Origin of the sequence: Cellulomonas gilvus ATCC 13127 (assembly GCF_000218545.1) — a bacterium.
Classification (GTDB): domain Bacteria; phylum Actinomycetota; class Actinomycetes; order Actinomycetales; family Cellulomonadaceae; genus Cellulomonas; species Cellulomonas gilvus.
Genome location: NC_015671.1, coordinates 563,259 through 579,226, shown reverse-complemented (window position 1 = coordinate 579,226; position 15,968 = coordinate 563,259). Strand labels below are relative to the sequence as shown.

The following is a 15,968-nucleotide window of genomic DNA, read 5'->3' as shown; positions in this document are numbered from 1 at the left end:
GACGATGGTGACGGTCGCGTTCCGCCCGTCCCCCGGGCAATCCTCAGAGTCGGCTGATCCTGGCGGCGCCGGGCATCGAGTCCTGAAACCCGTCGCCCGACGGGGTGTCGCTTCGTACAGTTGGCGCGAGCCCGCCCAAGGCGCGACTACCCGGTAAGGGCGCGCCCTGCCCGCAGCTGGAGAGGGTGGCAGCCCGTTCGAGCCGGGCCGGGTCCGGGGCTTACCTCGCACTGCGGGTGCGATGGAAGCCCGCTCGCGGCCCTGCCGAGCCGTGCCAGCGACGGTGACGAGAGGCGGGGCGTGGGCATGGCCGACTGGCGTTCCAGGTTTCACGCCACGGTCGCGAGCGACGTCCGCCTGCGCGACGGGCTGGGATGGGAGTTCGCCGACATGCCGTCGGGAGACGTCGTGTGGACGGTCTTCCGAGAGGACGGCGGCGCTTTCCCGGTGTTCTCCGCGGCTCGCGCTCAAGGCGTGCTGCCAGCCCCTGACGACTTGGAGGCGATGACGGCGGAGGCGGTCTCGGGACTCCTCAGCGCCGCTGGCATCGCAGACCCTGTGGGGTGGATCTCCCGGAACATCGTGGCCGGCCTGCTCCTCGCGTCATGCGAGGCGCTCACGTGGGAAGGAGAGGAGTGGGCGCTGGAGTCTGGTGATCTCGATGCAGGGAACTCGGCGTCGGCCCACGACTCCCGCACACGCCAGGTCAGCCGTCCGCCGTAGGCTCGTCGTCCTCCGGCTCGGGCTGGTCCGGTCCCGCACCCTCCGGCGGCACGGCTCCTGCCCTCTAGCGCCACGGCCGGCGCGCCACCACGCCATCACCCTCGCCCCTCGCGTCCCTGCGTCCGGTGCGCAAACTTCCCATAACCAGGCGACGAGTCATGCCCTTGATCGATTGAAGTACCGATGAAGCCCGACGAAGTTTATCGCCGACTGAGCCGTGGAAAATTGGTTCGAGATGCACTCGAGTGAGGTGCGCGAAACCGCCCTCGGACGCACGTCGCCTCCGGTAGCGTTCTGCGTGCTGGGGGGGCGTAGCGCTAGTCGTGTGACCGTTCGCCGGTGTGTAAGCCAACTGGCACCGACCACGGAGATCACGATGAATCGAATGGTGAGGATTGGCGCCGCTGCGGCTGTCATGGGATTGCTCGTGACGGCGAGCGCCTCGGGTGCTCCGGCGTCTTACGTCGACTCAGGGCAGGACTGCTTCGCCGAGTACTACGTCTCGGACGTCGGCTGCGACTCCGCCGGCGTCACATTGCTCGGCCATCGGTGCGCGAAGGCGCGCGTGTACTACACGAACTCGACCGCATACCGCACCGTGTCGTCGTACAAGATCTACTACTCCGTGACTCCGGGCATGAAGTACGGCGTGGCCAACAACGAGAACTACTACAAGTTCACCACCGGGTGGCGCACGGGCGCCGACAACTGGCGCAGCCCGGACAACGGCGCCGTCGGTCAGTGGATCTCTCGCAGCCCCGGCAAGTCGACGTCGTACATCGGCCAGACGAAGATCTCGTGGGAAGCGGTTCCGGACGTCCCCAGCCAGTCGGACCCCAAGCTGCACATCTCGACCGCCACCTGGTGACCTGTGGCACCTCGCACGACCGTGCAGCCCCGCGTCCGCCTCTCGGCCCTGCTGGTGCCGTTGGCGATCGCGGGGCTGCTCGCGGTGACCCGTACCGGCCTGAGCGGGATCACCAGCGTCCACCAGCCCGGCGAGAGCCCTGAGGAGGCCTCAGGAGTGGTCGCTGCCGCGTTCGCGGCACCAGGCCACGCCCTCACCCTGACCCTGAACGGGACGAGGCTGACGGCGGCGAGCGCCGCGTGGGGCCGGGACAGCGACTGGACCTGGCTCGTCCCGGCGAGGGCAGCGGTGCTGGGGTGCGCTGATGACTGCACGCAGATCGTGGTTGAACGCAACGGGGAGTTGACGCTGCACGGGATCGGCGGCGACACACCGCTCGATCCACCCACGGGCGAACGCTGGCTCCAGACGGTTCACGGGTCGCCCGGGCAAGCGGCGATCAGCACGGCCCAGGGTCTGACGTGGCTCGCCACGACCACGGACGACGGCTCGGTCCGCTTGAGGAACATCGACGACATCGCTCGGGCCGGCATGTCGCGAGCCGCTGCCCGGGAGCTCGACCTCACGCCCTATCAGGTCGCCTCGGGCGCGTTCGCGTCGTCCACCGATGCGACGTCCCTCATCGCTGCGACGACCGGTGGCGCCCTGCAGCCGGGACAGTGGGAAGCCCTGACGATGACGGGAGCAAAGGGGAGCCTCCGGAGCGCCGACGGGGCCGTCGCCAGTGGAGCTGGCTCCGCCGCGCTGGCCTGTCTGTCGCCCGATGCCCGCTCGTCCGCCGCCGTCATCCCCACCGCAGGCGGGTACGTGGCACTCATGCAGCGGTCAGACGAGGCAGACGAGCAGTGGGAGACGGGAATCTCGACCGACGTGGCGGTTCGGGCTTGCGCGATCGACGGTGACACCTTGAGCGTCCTTGCGGCAGACCCCGCCGACCCCGACGGGGTCGCAGGCTCCCTGATCCGTGTCCAGGGAGGCACCCGCGCCCCGGAGCAAGCGATCGCCGACGTCGACCAAGGAGCCCTCTGCCCCAATGGCGACTGGGTGTCGTGGCGGGATCGCAAAGCCACCGTGAACGGCACGGCCGTCTCCTCGGTCGAGGGCCCGGTTCAGCTCGGCGGGTGCCTGGGCGACGGGCAGCCGTGGTGGATCGGAGCCACAGGCACCCCTCTGATGTGGAAGGACCACCGATGAACGACGAGGTCGCCCTCCAGACGCACGACCTTCGCGTCTTGCGCGGGATGCGAGAGATCGGACCGCTGAGCCTCGTCGCGCGCCGAGGCGAGGCCGTCGCCCTCGTCGGGCCGAACGGGTGCGGCAAGACGACGCTGCTGCTCGCCATGCTGGGGCTCATCTCCACGTCGGGTGGCAGGGCGGAGATCTTCGGCCAGGTGCCCGCCCCGGCCAACCCTCCGCAACGGACCGCGTACCTCCCCGACCGTCCAGTGTTCTGGGAGTCGTCGTCGGGCCCGGCGAACCTGCGGCCGTTCGCGACCGATCCCGACCAGGTCCCGGCTGCGCTCGAGCGGGTCGGGCTCTCGAGCACCAGCCGGGTGCCCGTCCGCGCCTACTCGCGCGGGATGAAGCAGCGGCTCGGACTGGCCAGGGTCCTCGTCGCACAGCCGCAGCTGCTCGTCCTCGACGAGCCCACGATCGCCGTGGACGACAGCGGCGTCGGCGCACTCGCGGACACGGTGAGCGAGCTGGTCCAACGCGGTGCCGCGGTCGTCGTGTCGACGCACGATGCGCAGTTCGTCGCCCGCCTCGGCGCGCGCGTCCACCAGCTGGCGGCCTCGTGAGCCGTCACCCGGCCCCCGTGGCCACCCGTCTGGTGCGCGCAGCTTCGGTGACGCCGTCGTCGCTGACCATGCTGGGCGCCTGCATCCTCGTGGGCGCCGTCGGCACCTTGGCGGACGCCATCGACACCGCGAGCGGGCCGCTCCGTTGGCTCGTCCTGGCCAAGGACGCGATCGATGTGTACGGCGTCCTTGCGGTCTCCCTGCTTGCTGCAGTCCTCGGAGGGTCGGTCGCGCGGCTCGCCGAGGTCACCGTGCCGTTCGGTGCATCGTGGACCGCCCAGCACCGTGCGGCGTGGTTCGCCGGCCTGGTCAGCGGTGTCGCGGGCGGGGCCCTGGTGCTGGTCGGGGTCCTGGTGAGCGGCGTCGTCCGGTCACACTCACCGCACTGGTCGAGCGACCTGGACCGTGGCCTGGCGGCGAACGTGCTGCGCACGCTGGCCGCGATGGCTCTCGTCGGCGTGCTCGGTGTCGCGGCGGGGCTCATCGCTCGCAAGACGCCCACCGCGATCGCCGTCCTCCTGCTGCTTCAGCTGCCGGGCTTCCCGTTCATGGCGGGCATCTACTCGCGTTCCGAGACGGCTCAGTCAGCGCTCGGGCTGCTCCCGTTCGGAGCCGTGCGTGGGCTGACGAGCGGCAACTCCGGCACGTACCTCGGTGCGCACACGAGCACCTACACCGTGCAACCGCCGGCGCTCCTGTTCGCCGTGCTCGCCCTGTGGCTCGCCGGCGCGTGGGCCTGGTCGGCCGCGCTCCCGCTGCACCGCGGCAGCGCGGCGCCGACACGCCGCCGGGTGCTCGTCCCGGCGGCTGGGTTGATCGTCGCGACGCTGATCGGCGGACTGACCGCCGCCTTCGGCGTGTCCTCGGTGCCCTGGCGATGGAGCCCCGACTGGCGCGAGGCCACGGCGGCCGGGAACAACTCACGCCAGGTGACCACGGCATGGCTCGAAGCCGTCCGGTCGAAGGACACGAGCGCCGCGTCCGCGCTCGTCTCGCCCGCGCACGAGGCAGATGTGCCCGACGAGGTCCAGGAGGCCGTCCGGCAGGCGAGCTCATTCGTCGTCTCGTCCGAGACGGACATGCCCGATGCGGACCACGTCAGCGTCCTGCTGACCTTCTCGCCCTCGTTGCGCTCCGGCCAGCTGTTCATCGACGCCGCGCAGGTCGCCGTCGACCTCACGCCCGTGCGCGGACAGGGCTGGAAGCTGACGGCCACCGACTACCCGGCCCTCCACGTCACGGATGCGCCATGAGGAGCGCACACGCGGGTGGTGAGCGCCAGGCGACCCTTCCGTTCGTCGCCGCCCTCTGGGGCGCCGTCGGCGTCGCGTACGCCGCGGCGTTCGGCGGCGAGCCCCATCCACCCGGTGTCCTCGTCGGGATCTACCTGGGCGTGCAAGGGGCTCTCGTCGGTGCGTGCACGTGGGGCGTGTGGTGGGGGCTGGCCGCCACGTCCACGGCCCCGGCCCGAGCACGGCGGGCGGTCGCCTACGCGTTCGGCCGTTCGCTGCGCGAAGGCCTCCGCGACGACGGCCTCCACGCTGCACGCACACTCGGTATCGCAGCCGGATGGGGCGCGGCCGGGGGTCTGTGCGCGACGGTGGGATGGTCCGTCATCGACGCCCGCTGGAGCATCGCCGACCAGGCCTACGCGGTCTCCGCCACAGGCATCGGGGTGCTCGTGCTCGGAGCCATCGCCTGGATGGCCACCGGCTACGTGCTGGGCACGGCCTTCCGACGAGCCGTGCGTGCTCTGCTGGCATGCGCCGTCGCCCTGCTGGCCAGCATCGCCGCCATGGGCTTCGCGTACTTCAGCCCGGCACTCACGCCGCTGATCCTGATCACCCCGCTCGCCCTGCCCCTGACCGCAGCGACGGGCACCGCGGGTCCGTACACGAGTCCCGTGTCGATGACAGCAGCATGCGCATCCGCGATCGTCTGGGCCGTGCTGGCAGTCGCCGCGGCGGTACGGTCCGCCCGCACACCCCTCCTGGACGGCTCGGCTCGCTGGCGACGGCGGCGCACATCATCGCCCACGCTCGCCGACCCTGCACCAGCTGCTGCAACTCCATCCGGGCCATGAGAGCCGCAGAGGCCCCGCTGCTGTGCTGGACCAGGTTGAGCCTCCGAACCGCCGCGGTGCGGCACCGCGGGGGCGCTGACCTGCACAGAGACACGGTGCGCCTGGGCAGATTCGAACTGCCGACACCTGCTCCGGCAGTTCGAGACAAGTCGACTACCCAGGCGGTTCAGGAGTCACAACACGCACCGGGTGACCGACGCCAACCTCTGCCGGCCAGCCCCAGGCCAGCCGACACGAAGACCTACAGGCGGTTCGGTGCCGGGATGTCGACCGCGCTGCCGTACACGTCGCGCAAGGCTGCCCAGTCGGTCACGAACGACAGCCAACCACTGCCGCGGCACCTCAAGGCCGCTCTCGACTCTGGCCGCGCCACGCCTTTTCGTCATACGATATGTGCGTGGCGACCGACGATCAGATCCAGCAGTGGGCCGATGAGGCCGAGGCCGGCTACGACGTCGACGCCCTGAAGCGTCGAGGGCGGGGACGCCCGGGCCGCGGGGCGGAGCCGATGCAGGTCGTGGCCGTCCGGCTCACGGCCGAGGAGCTCGACGCCCTCGACGCCGCGGCAGCCAAGCAGGACATGACCCGCTCCGAGGCGATCCGGGCCGCGCTCGCCCACTTCGCTGCGTGAAGGTCCACCGCAGCGCGCTCAAGCACGGCGTCGGACAGGAGGACGCGATCCAGGCCGCCGGGTGGCCACTGTGGATCGAACCCCTAGACGACGACGGCCCGCCCCTCCGCGAGCTGCGCCTGGGCTTCGACACCCAGGCGCGGCGGCTCGAGACGGTAGTGCTCGTGCTCGACGGCGGTGACGAGCTCGTCATCCATGCGATGCCGGCCCGCAGGAAGTACCTCGACCTGCTGCCGTAGGGAGCGCCGCCTAGCCCCAGCGCTGGGTCGGAACCGGGACCGCAGGTAGCCGCATCGAGGAGGGTCGGAGGGACACGGAGCCGGCTTCGAGGCGCCCGCGCGCAACCCCCTGCGCGGCGGCCGTCCGCTGATGTGCGTCCACGTCCTCGGCAGGCCGTCCATGTCCTGAGACAACATGCTGACCAACGCCGGACAACTCGGACAGGACTTCTGCCGCGGTCGAGGCGTCAATCCAGCCCCTGACCGGCAACAACACCTTTGTGCGCCTGGGCAGATTCGAACTGCCGACACCCGCTTTAGGGTCTGCTGCACGAGTAGGTGACACCCACGTGTGGTGCCGGGAGGCGCCGCTGGAAGGATGTGCACCGTGCCCAGGCCCTATCCCAAGGAGTTCCGCGAGGACGTCGTGGCCGTGGCTCGCCGCGGGGACGCTCCGATCAAGCAGATCGCGGCGGACTTCGGCATCGCCGAGTCGTGTCTGCGGAACTGGCTGCGTGATGCCGACGTCGCGGACGGCAACCGCCCCGGGGTGACTCGGACCGAGTCGGCCGAGCTGCGAGAGGCGAACCGGCGTATCCGTCTGCTGGAGCAGGAGAACGAGGTCCTGCGCCGCGCGGCCGCGTATCTGTCCCAGGCGCATCTGCCGGGAAAAGGCTCTACCCGCTCGTGAGTGAGCTCGCCGCCGACGGGGTGCCCGTCGCGGTGACGTGCCGGGTTCTTAAGCTCGCAAGGCAGCCCTACTACCGGTGGCTCGCTGAGCCCGTCGGCGCGCGGGAGGTCGCCCGGGCGCACCTCGCTAACGCGTTGTTCGACGCCCACCGTGACGACCCGGAGTTCGGGCACCGGCTCCTGGCCGACGAGGCCGCCCGCGCCGGACTGATCGCCTGCGACCGCACGGTCTGGCGGATCTGTCGGGACAACCAGTGGTGGTCGGTGTTCGGCAAGAAGCGCTCGAAGAACGGGAAGAAGGCCGCTCCGCCGGCCCATGAGGACCTCGTGCTGCGGGTGTTCACCGCCGATGCGCCGAACAGGTTGTGGCTCTGGGACATCACCGAGCACCCGACCGCCGAGGGCAAGGTCTACCTCTGCGCGATCAAGGACGTGTTCTCCAACCGGATCGTCGGATACTCGATCAGCGACCGCATGACGTCCCAGATCGCAGTAGACGCTCTGGTCAGCGCGGTGCAGCGGCGCGGGGATGTCGCCGGCTGCGTGGTCCACAGCGATCGTGGCAGCCAGTTCCGAAGCAGGAAGGTGGCCCGTGTCCTGGCCCGCCACGACCTCGCTGGGTCGATGGGGCAGGTCGCCTCCGCCGGGGACAACGCCGCTATGGAGAGCTTCTTCTCGCTGCTGCAGAAGAACGTCCTGGACCGCCGCCGCTGGGCCACCCGTGACGAGCTGCGCCTGGCGATCATCACCTGGATCGAACGGACCTACCACCGCCGCAGACGCCAGGTCCGCCTCGGCCGCCTGACCCCCATCGAGTACGAGACGATCATGACCACTCAGGTCGCACTCGCCGCCTGAGTTTCGCTGTCACCTACTCGTGCAGCAGACCCTTAGGAGTTCGACCCTGGTCGGTGGTCAACGCGCTGACCTGCAGCAATACGCGCGCGAAGTGTGTCTGGTGACCCAGTTCCGGGGGCGCGCTGACCACCCCGCTGACCACGACGCCACAAAAGGCGAGTCCATGGCGGCCCACACCCAGCCTACGGCGGCAACACGTCAACGATCGACCCCCGTACCGACGCCCGGCGTGGCAGTATGCGGCGACGTGACGACCGACACTCTACGCAACCTAGGAAGTTGCGCCACGCCGCAGGACGAGTACTGGTACCACGTTGCCTCACAGGAGCAAATGCCGCTCGCGGGCACCGCACGGGTAGCAGGGGTGCTAGACGCCCTCGACGCTAAATCGCCCGCTGGAACTTCCTACACTCCCGGCACGCTGACTCGGGAAGACGTAGCGCAGTGGTTATACCAAACGCCTGCGATCGCGCATCAGCTTCGGCTTGTTCTATCTTTGTCAGACAAGCGCTTCTATCTCGACTTGAGTTACCTCTTCAGCCGAAACACGTACATGGGGGCCACCGAGCCCGCCACCCTGTGCGGCTGCCTACCCCACACGATGAAGAAGCATTCGACGAGCGCTCTCCTAGGATTTATCACCCGCGGCCCGGAACTGCGGCGACGACGCGCCGCGGCGGTCGTAGCCGACTACCTTGTCGCGCGTCGGCTCTTGGTGGTCCTCGACCTCTACTTCAGTCTGGACGCAACCCGTCGCCGTGCGATAAACGACCTCTGGTTGGCGCCACACGATGTGCAACAGAACGAAACCAAGCGGCGGGGCCACGGCGCTGAGGGCGAAGTTGCGGCCGCGCTGCAGGCGGCTGGGCTGCGCATCGAACCGGAGACAAAGGCGCTGGATCCGATGGGTGCCGCGGATCCGAACGTTGATCTCCAGACTTTCGAACTCGCTCCAAGGGTCCCCGGACGCACTCTGAGCGCCGACATCGGCGTCCTGGATGGCCAGGGCAACCTCGCCGCGATGGTGATGGGCTTGGTGCAGTCGTCGGACCCGGGTCAATTTGGCGTCGACAAGGCCGCAACCAACAGGGACATTCGTCAAAAGCTAGACGATTACCGCACTTCTACCGGGTCGACGCTAGAAATGTGGGGCATCGTCGATGGCATTGGCTACGCGGAGAATCCCAACGGCACCGTCCTCCCGATGCTGGGCTACTTTCACGAGTTCATCCAACACCACTCCGTCTATAAGGCATTGCTCGCAGCAAGTCGCCTCGGCCTATGCGAGGTCGCGGCTGTGCAATACGACTCGGACTTCTATTCGGACGGGGTCGCAGCCCAGATGCATCAGCGCTACGGAGGAACCGCCGCACACCTGGCCGCCGGCGAGTCCGCGCCGACCGGAACTCGCTCGATATCGGCGGGTCGCGCGACCGTCTTCCTTCGCTCTTGACGCCCGTCACGAACCGCAGGCGCTCAGTAACCCACTCTTCCTCGGGCAGCCCTCACGGCTTGATCAGGAAGCGCCCAAATCCGGCCGACTAGGCCGTCGAGCTCGTCGACGAGATCTTCGACGGCCTCGTCTCGCGCGACGGCTTGGTGACCGGCCCGACACACTCTCGCGATGTCCCGATGTAGCGAGTTGTTGGCATCCCACAATGGCATTTGAATGCTTGCCACTATGCTCGGCGATACCTGCGTCGAAACCATCCTGCTGTGCACATGTTCTATGACAACAGAACCAGCCATTACACCACCGACATAGTAGGCTTCATCTTCGCTCGAACAAGCAATCAGCATGAGCTTCTCATTTGGGATCACTGGCTTCGGCTGATCACTCCCCGGCAATGCGCCGGGACCGACGACGGCCGTCGTGAAACGTGGCGCGATATACCGCCAAACTACCTTCCAGTCAGCAAACGTATAGTCGCCGACTCGCTGACATGCGTAGAAACCAACCGACAAGAACGCCTGTTCCCATTTCGAGAAGCCCCTGCGTGCGGCCAGAACGTCTTCAAATTGGCTAAAATACTCAAGTGTTCGAGGTGCATCCTCTGCAAGTGCGTCGGGCGTCACAGGCGCCATCCTGGTGGATGACGTATGAGGCAGGAGCACGAGCAGTTCGCTCTCGCAGGACCATTGCCGGACGTCCCGGCCACGCAAGAATCTATAGACATGGTGGTTCTCGACAGTCGCGACAACGGCGGGAGCTGCCCGCTTAGCGCGCTCCACAACGTTCGCAACCGTAAGCAGGCCATTACGGTCTACCCCGAGCAGTCTGAGGTGATAGACGGCATTAGCGCCACCCGTGAATAGACCCGTGCGGCCGCGGTACGGGTTCTTGCCGTCAAGGAGTCGATGTGCTGTGAGCCCGTCGAGGTGGCCAGTGGACCAACTGCTGGAGGGATCGTTGGCGTCTGCTAGTTGAGCCATGCTCTCAACGAGAGACGCTGCCACGCCGTCGGAACCCGTGATGGGCTGGGCGCGCCGGTCGAGCCCTCCCCACTCGCGGAACGGAAGTGGGTACTGGGTCGAGCCCTCCTTGCTGCCATAGAGAACCACCGTGCGATTCGCCACGCCCTCGAACGGACGGGTTCTGACGAAGTCCTCGGCCCTGGAGACACGGTATGGGGTCGCACTTGGGCCGAGCCGGAACCTCCGAAAGTCGCGATGATTCATCGCCGACTTCAGCAGCGACTCCGGGAGCACAAACGCAAACGCGCCGTCAGCCTTCAGCCGATAGTGGATGGCGTGCGCGACGAACAAGGCGGAGATATCTTCCTTGCTGAACGCCATTGCCTTGCCCGCGGCGGTGAAGATTCCAAGTGCGGGCCACAAATCGCGGTGCTTGTCACGATATTCGGCCGGCATGTACTCCCAGTTCACCCAAGGCGGGTTCCCGACCAAGAGGTCCACATTTTGCGCAACCCCTTGGGTGGCGAGAGAGTCCTCGTGCAGAATTGTAGCCGGAATCGGGACGTCTAGCCGCTCGCTGCTACTTTCAGCGATGCGGTAGCATGCCAAAGTCAGCGAGGCGGTTGCGAGGATGCATGGAACCAGTTCGATGTCGATACCACGCAAACTCGTTGCGATGAGTTCTATCGCATCACGGTGATCCATTGACCCGTATTCGACAGCCTGTCGGATCTCTTCGGCGGCGGCTACTAAAAAGACACCGGATCCACAGGATGGATCACATACCACCCGGACCAGCGACGCACGATCCTCCCAGATGTATCCGGAGGATCGGATCACGTGGCGCGCGAGCCACTGCGGCGTGTAGAACGAGCCGATGGCATGCCTGACCTCGCGAGGAATGAGTTGTGCATACTCCGTTTGAAAGGCGTCTGCGAGCGGGCCGTGAGATCCATGCACCAACTCTCGCACTTGCAGTTGTTCCGTCGCGAGAGCGTTTGGAGCGCGCTCTGCGAGAATACCGTCTATCGCCTCAACAATCGCCAGGGCTTTGCCGAGTGGTCCGCTCCGGAATGCAGGATCTGCCAGAGCGAGCGGGGCACATTCAGCGATCGCCGAGGTAGCCCGTAGAAGCATATAGCGTTCCGCTGCATAGATGAATCTCGCAAGCTCGGGTTCGCGCACTTGAGAATCTAGGAGCGTCTCAATCGCTCCAGGCGGCACCTTCTTCTTTCGATCGAGCTCTCCTCGAACATGCGCGACGTCGGCCGCCCAGTCCTGAAAGTCGTGGGAAATCGGGCCTTCGTGCTCCAGGGTCGCGTTGTAGAGCACGGTAAGGATCTGCTTCTGATGCTCCCGCAATGGACGATCGCTCCCTCTTGTAGCGGGCGTTTGTGGAATCTGCCGCCGCAAGGGTATCCCGAGGCCGGGGATGTCAAGGGCGCCCTGCGCTGCGGCGGCCGCTTCAGCGGGGACACACGGGAAGACTCGGTACCGACTGTCCGACTCTCGCCTGTGGTCTCCGTCCGACTTCCGATCGCGGTCAGCAGTGGCTACCGCCTTCGTCCCGCCGCTAGTTTGCTGGGCTGTGGCCTCCGACGGGTCAAGACCGTACTGGAGCGGCAGTTCTGGCTGGCACGGCAACGCTTCGGGTTGCTCGGACGCATCCAACGTCGTTCGATCTAGGTGCACCCCGCGAGTTGAGCACGGGGGTACGACATCACCTGTGCACGCCGGTCCCCGCTGTGGACGCGCATGCCGCATCCAAGGGCTGTGGACGGAGCCCGTCCGCCTTTCCACAGCCCGTTCGGCCCTGGCGCACGTGTCCGTGCAAGAAGAGTCCGCCATGTGATCGACCACCGGCCGAGGCGAGGGCTAGGGCGAGGGCGAGGGCGAGGGCGAGTCTGGCCGGAGCAACCGAGTCCGTGAGCTACACGACCGGCCTGCCGTGCGACACAGGTGCCGCGGCGAATCACACGAGTCTGCTTCTCGGACCGCTTGATCACGCCATTGGGCGGTCCCGCGGCGGGTTGTCGGAGTCTCCCACTCAGCTCGTCGACGGGCGCCACATGCCGCTGGGCGCCCTGGTCGAGGCCCCACACGCCCTTGACCCGCCGGTGTTTCCGGCACCGCTGGCGCATCTGTGTGTACAGCGTGGGCCAGATTCGACCCCAGACGATCCGCCCGACCGCGCGTTCTACTCCTCTGGCCGGCTCCAGAACGTGCCGTCGCGGTCGAATAGGTCGTTGGCGGCCATCTGAGTGCGTTCCGACCACGTCTCGATGAACTCGGTGGTGAGTGCAACGGGTCTTCCGAGCCAGTCGGTCGCTGCCTGGCGTAGGACCGCGAGAGCGGCCGGGATAGGCGTCTCGCCTGTCTCGAACAAGTCGATGAGTTCCGCCCACACGGTGTACAGGTTGCCACCGTGGGGCAACCAGTGAATGTCATCCACGAGGGAGCCAAGGATGCGCCCCGCCGTGTCGTACGCATCCCACGGGTCCGTGGCGTCGAGGATCTTGCGCGCTAGCGGATCGATCGCTGTGGCCAAGAACTGCGTCTCGCGGGCCTCGTCCAGGTCGTCCGCCACGCGAAGAGTGTAGAACTCGTGCGAACCACGGCCCAGATCGTTCGAGCTTCCACGGGGCCCGTGCGGGTTTCGAGAATTGCCCCAGTCGCACGCCTGGCACTTCTCGCGCGCCCACGACTTCCGCGTCGCGTCTTGCGCACCCTTCCGGACACCTGGTTTCGGGAGCGCTCGCCCGAGTTGCTACCACGGGAGGTGCTTGCGGTGCTGTCGATGCACAAGCTGACCGTCGGCGACGGGTATGCGTACCTGACAAGGCACATCGCCGCCGGCGACGCGGGGCTGTTCGCCGGCGACTCGCTCACCGCGTACTACGAGCAGACGGGCAACCCGTCGGGGCGGTGGCTCGGTGGCGGTCTCGGTGCGCTCGGCGGCGGTCGACTTCAGGTCGGCGCGGCCGTGTCTGAGGCTGCGATGACAGCCGTCTTCCGTGACGGGCGCGACCCGATCAGCATCGAGCCGCTGGGCACGCCCTACAGGCAGCTCGTGCCCGGAGAGGGCCGGCACACGGTCGCCGGGTACGACCTGACGTTCACGGCGCCGAAGTCGGTCTCGGTCCTGTGGGCGTTGGCCGACGACCAGACGCGCACCGCGCTCTACGACGCCCACCGCGACGCGCTGGCTTCGGCTCTGCGGTTCGTTGAGCAGTGGGTGATCCGCACGCGGGTCGGCGCGGCCGGATGCCGGCAGGTGCGAACGCGCGGCATGGTCGCCGCCGCGTTCGACCACTGGGACTCGCGCGCCGGTGACCCGAACCTGCACACGCACGTCGTCGTCGCCAACAAGGTCCAGGGGCCCGACGGTGCGTGGAGCTCCATCGACGGCCGGACGCTGCACGCCGCGGTCGTGACGGTCTCCGAGCTCTACGACGCACTCCTCGCCGACGAGGTGTCGCGGCGACTGGGCGCGACGTGGTCGACGCGAGCCCGTGGGGAGCGTCGCAACCCCGCGTTCGAGGTCGACGGTCTCGGCGAGGATCTTCTGGCTGAGTTCTCCGCGCGGTCGGAGCAGATCCACTGCGCGGAGCAGCGGTGGGCCGAAGAGTTCGCCGAGCGGCGCGGGCGGGCACCGTCGCGCGTCGAGACGACACGAGCGCGCCAGCACCTGACGCGCGAGACCCGGCCACCCAAGTTCATTCGCGCTCTGCGGGAGCTGCTGGCGGACTGGGCCAACCGGGCGCGTGCCTTGACGGGCGTCGAGCCGGTCGACCTGGCTGCGCGCGCGTTGACCGGCCGCCACAGTCGCCCGCTGCGGGCGGGCGACGTCGGGCCGGAGGTCCGTGCGGCGATCGTCGCCCAAGTCCTCGACGACGTCTCGACCCGCCGATCGGTCTGGTCGACCTGGAACCTCGGCGCCGCAGCGCTGCGCTCGTCGCTCGCGCTGCGGATGGCCTCCTCCGACGACCGGCTGAAGCTGACCAACGCGATCGTCCGAGAGGCCGGCGCGGCGTGCGTGCGGCTGGACGGCGACGTCGAGCCGTCCCGCCGCCGCGTCGGTGAGGAGACGTTCACCTCGGTCGAGCTGCTGCGGGCAGAGCGCACCCTGCTGGAAGCCGCCGAAACGGCCAGTCCGCTCGGCATCCCCGCACTGGCGGCGCGCCTTGCGGACCGTCACCTGGCACACCTGTCGGACGACCAGCGGGCGGCAGCGAAGGCGGTGCTGCTCTCGACGAAGCAGCTCGACGTGCTCGTCGGCCCGGCGGGAACCGGGAAGACCACCACGCTCGCGGCACTGGCCGCCGAGTGGCGGAGCACCCGGGGCTCCGTCGTCGGGCTGGCCCCGTCCGCCAGCGCGGCCGCGACCCTCTCAAGCGCGCTGGGCGTGCGGTGCGAGACCGCGGCCAAGTGGATCTACGAGTCGATCGGTGACGGCGCAGCCCAACGGGCGTTGCGGTACCGCGCCGAGACGGCCGTCGTGGAGGACCCGAGCGTCACGTACTGGGATCGCGACGCCGCGAACGGGCGCCGACACGCGCTCGTCGTCGACCAGAAGCAATGGCGGTTCCGGCGCGGCGACCTGGTCATCGTCGACGAGGCCTCGATGGCGGACACGCGCACGCTCGCGGTGCTGATCGAGCAGGCCGGTGCAGTCGAGGCGAAGGTGCTGCTGGTCGGGGATCACCTGCAGCGCGGATCGGTCGATGCCGGCGGCGCGTTCGGGATGCTCTCCCGGCGTGGCCCGACTGCCGAGCTGCGCACGTTGTGGCGGTTCAGTCAGCCCTGGGAGGCGCGCGCCACCCTCGAGCTGCGGCACGGCGATCCCGCCGCCCTGGACGCCTACGCCCGGCACCTCCGGATCAGCCATGGCCAGCACGACGACATGCTCGGCGACGCGCTCGCCTCGGCGGCAGCGGCCGAGGCGGACGGCCGGGTCGTGCTGCTCGCGGCGGCGGACCGACGCACCGTGAGCGAGCTCAACGCGCGTAGTCGCGCCGAGCGCGTCCGCACCGGCACCGTCCACGCCGACGGCGTCACCTTGGGCGACGGGCTCACCGGCGGTGTCGGTGACCGCGTGGTGACCCGTCGCAACAACCGACGACTGCGCACCGGCGAAGGGTTCGTTCGCAACGGTGACCTCTGGCAGATCACCGCCGTGCTGCCCGACGGCGGCCTCCGGGTCCGGCCCGCCGGTGACCCGGCCGGCGCGACGCTGCGCCTTCCCGCGGCATACGTCGCCGCGAACGTCGAGCTCGGCTACGCCACCACCACAGCCCGCGGCCAGGGCAGGACCGTCGACGAGACCCACACCGTCGTCACCGCCGGCATGGGGCGGGAGGACCTCTACGTCGCCGTCACCCGCGGCCGGCACCTCAACCGTCTCTACGTCGCCACGGATCGACCCGACCCGGACTGCCTGCCCGGCAGCGCACCCGAGAGCGCCCGCGAACTGCTCGACCGCATCCTCGCGACTACCCACGCCGAGACGTCGGCCACCGAGACCTGGGCGACCCATCACCCAGAGCGCCCGGAACCACCGCTGCCGACGACGCCTCCACAGCCCTCGGCCGTCCCGCCGCTGCGTCCACCGATCGACCGCAGCCCCTTGACGCCCCCGACCAGCTCACGCCCGGATGGGCATGTGCTGGATCGGTGGTGACCG

General features: G+C 68.4%; 13 protein-coding genes. 11 read left to right on the top strand and 2 right to left on the bottom strand.

Annotated features, from left to right (window positions below):
* Positions 1 to 300 precede the first annotated feature (300 nt).
* From CELGI_RS02720 to CELGI_RS02670, 10 genes are all read left to right on the top strand, one after another.
* Positions 301 to 723 carry a hypothetical protein gene (locus CELGI_RS02720; RefSeq protein ID WP_049785506.1) on the top strand — a complete coding sequence of 141 codons (423 nt, stop codon included), beginning with the start codon at positions 301 to 303 and terminating at the stop codon, positions 721 to 723.
* A 415-nt stretch (positions 724 to 1,138) separates the two neighbouring features.
* Positions 1,139 to 1,591 carry a hypothetical protein gene (locus CELGI_RS02715; RefSeq protein ID WP_150104644.1) on the top strand — a complete coding sequence of 151 codons (453 nt, stop codon included), beginning with the start codon at positions 1,139 to 1,141 and terminating at the stop codon, positions 1,589 to 1,591.
* Positions 1,592 to 1,594: 3 nt separating this feature from the next.
* Positions 1,595 to 2,785, top strand: coding sequence for a hypothetical protein (locus CELGI_RS02710; RefSeq protein WP_150104643.1), 1,191 nt, complete (start codon positions 1,595 to 1,597; stop codon positions 2,783 to 2,785).
* On the top strand, positions 2,782 to 3,390 hold the full coding sequence (locus tag CELGI_RS02705) for an ATP-binding cassette domain-containing protein (protein ID WP_013882578.1): 609 nt from the start codon (positions 2,782 to 2,784) through the stop codon (positions 3,388 to 3,390). Before CELGI_RS02710 ends, CELGI_RS02705 begins: the two co-directional genes overlap by 4 nt.
* Before the next feature lie 17 nt (positions 3,391 to 3,407).
* Positions 3,408 to 4,643 carry a hypothetical protein gene (locus tag CELGI_RS02700; protein WP_150104642.1) on the top strand — a complete coding sequence of 412 codons (1,236 nt, stop codon included), beginning with the start codon at positions 3,408 to 3,410 and terminating at the stop codon, positions 4,641 to 4,643.
* The gene (locus CELGI_RS02695; RefSeq protein ID WP_013882576.1) at positions 4,640 to 5,473 is read left to right on the top strand and encodes a hypothetical protein; all 834 of its coding nucleotides are present in this window, start codon (positions 4,640 to 4,642) and stop codon (positions 5,471 to 5,473) included. The genes CELGI_RS02700 and CELGI_RS02695 overlap by 4 nt, the downstream gene beginning before the upstream one ends.
* Before the next feature lie 391 nt (positions 5,474 to 5,864).
* A complete protein-coding gene (locus tag CELGI_RS02690) occupies positions 5,865 to 6,104 on the top strand; it encodes a ribbon-helix-helix protein, CopG family (protein WP_013882575.1) in 240 nt (79 codons plus the stop codon).
* Positions 6,101 to 6,343 carry a hypothetical protein gene (locus tag CELGI_RS02685; protein ID WP_013882574.1) on the top strand — a complete coding sequence of 81 codons (243 nt, stop codon included), beginning with the start codon at positions 6,101 to 6,103 and terminating at the stop codon, positions 6,341 to 6,343. The genes CELGI_RS02690 and CELGI_RS02685 overlap by 4 nt, the downstream gene beginning before the upstream one ends.
* 367 nt (positions 6,344 to 6,710) lie before the next feature.
* Positions 6,711 to 7,870, top strand: a protein-coding gene (locus tag CELGI_RS02675) for an IS3 family transposase (RefSeq protein WP_169315122.1) whose coding sequence is annotated in 2 segments (ribosomal slippage) — positions 6,711 to 6,989 and positions 6,992 to 7,870 — 1,158 coding nt in all. Because the reading frame shifts where the segments join, the coding sequence is not laid out codon by codon here.
* A gap of 247 nt (positions 7,871 to 8,117) precedes the next feature.
* Positions 8,118 to 9,323, top strand: coding sequence for a hypothetical protein (locus CELGI_RS02670; RefSeq protein ID WP_150104641.1), 1,206 nt, complete (start codon positions 8,118 to 8,120; stop codon positions 9,321 to 9,323).
* Between the two features lie 23 nt (positions 9,324 to 9,346).
* On the opposite strand, the gene CELGI_RS16715 is transcribed toward CELGI_RS02670, so the two are convergent.
* Both CELGI_RS16715 and CELGI_RS02660 read right to left on the bottom strand, forming a co-directional pair.
* Entirely contained in the window at positions 9,347 to 11,617 is a 2,271-nt protein-coding gene (locus CELGI_RS16715; RefSeq protein ID WP_169315128.1) for an N-6 DNA methylase, read from the bottom strand.
* 865 nt (positions 11,618 to 12,482) lie between these two features.
* Positions 12,483 to 12,872 (bottom strand): hypothetical protein, encoded by a 390-nt coding sequence (locus tag CELGI_RS02660; protein ID WP_013882571.1) that lies wholly within the window; start codon positions 12,870 to 12,872, stop codon positions 12,483 to 12,485.
* 210 nt (positions 12,873 to 13,082) lie between these two features.
* On the opposite strand from CELGI_RS02660, the gene mobF reads away from it, so the two are divergent.
* Entirely contained in the window at positions 13,083 to 15,965 is a 2,883-nt protein-coding gene (gene mobF, locus CELGI_RS02655; RefSeq protein WP_041574346.1) for a MobF family relaxase, read from the top strand.
* Positions 15,966 to 15,968 lie beyond the last annotated feature (3 nt).

Bases quoted from the DNA above. Each gene is read 5' to 3' on its own strand.
- CELGI_RS02690 (WP_013882575.1), top strand. From the start codon at position 5,865: ATGTGCGTGGCGACCGACGATCAGATCCAGCAGTGGGCCGATGAGGCC.
- mobF (WP_041574346.1), top strand. From the start codon at position 13,083: ATGCACAAGCTGACCGTCGGCGACGGGTATGCGTACCTGACAAGGCAC.
- CELGI_RS02705 (WP_013882578.1), top strand. From the start codon at position 2,782: ATGAACGACGAGGTCGCCCTCCAGACGCACGACCTTCGCGTCTTGCGC.
- CELGI_RS02715 (WP_150104644.1), top strand. From the start codon at position 1,139: ATGGGATTGCTCGTGACGGCGAGCGCCTCGGGTGCTCCGGCGTCTTAC.
- CELGI_RS02695 (WP_013882576.1), top strand. From the start codon at position 4,640: ATGAGGAGCGCACACGCGGGTGGTGAGCGCCAGGCGACCCTTCCGTTC.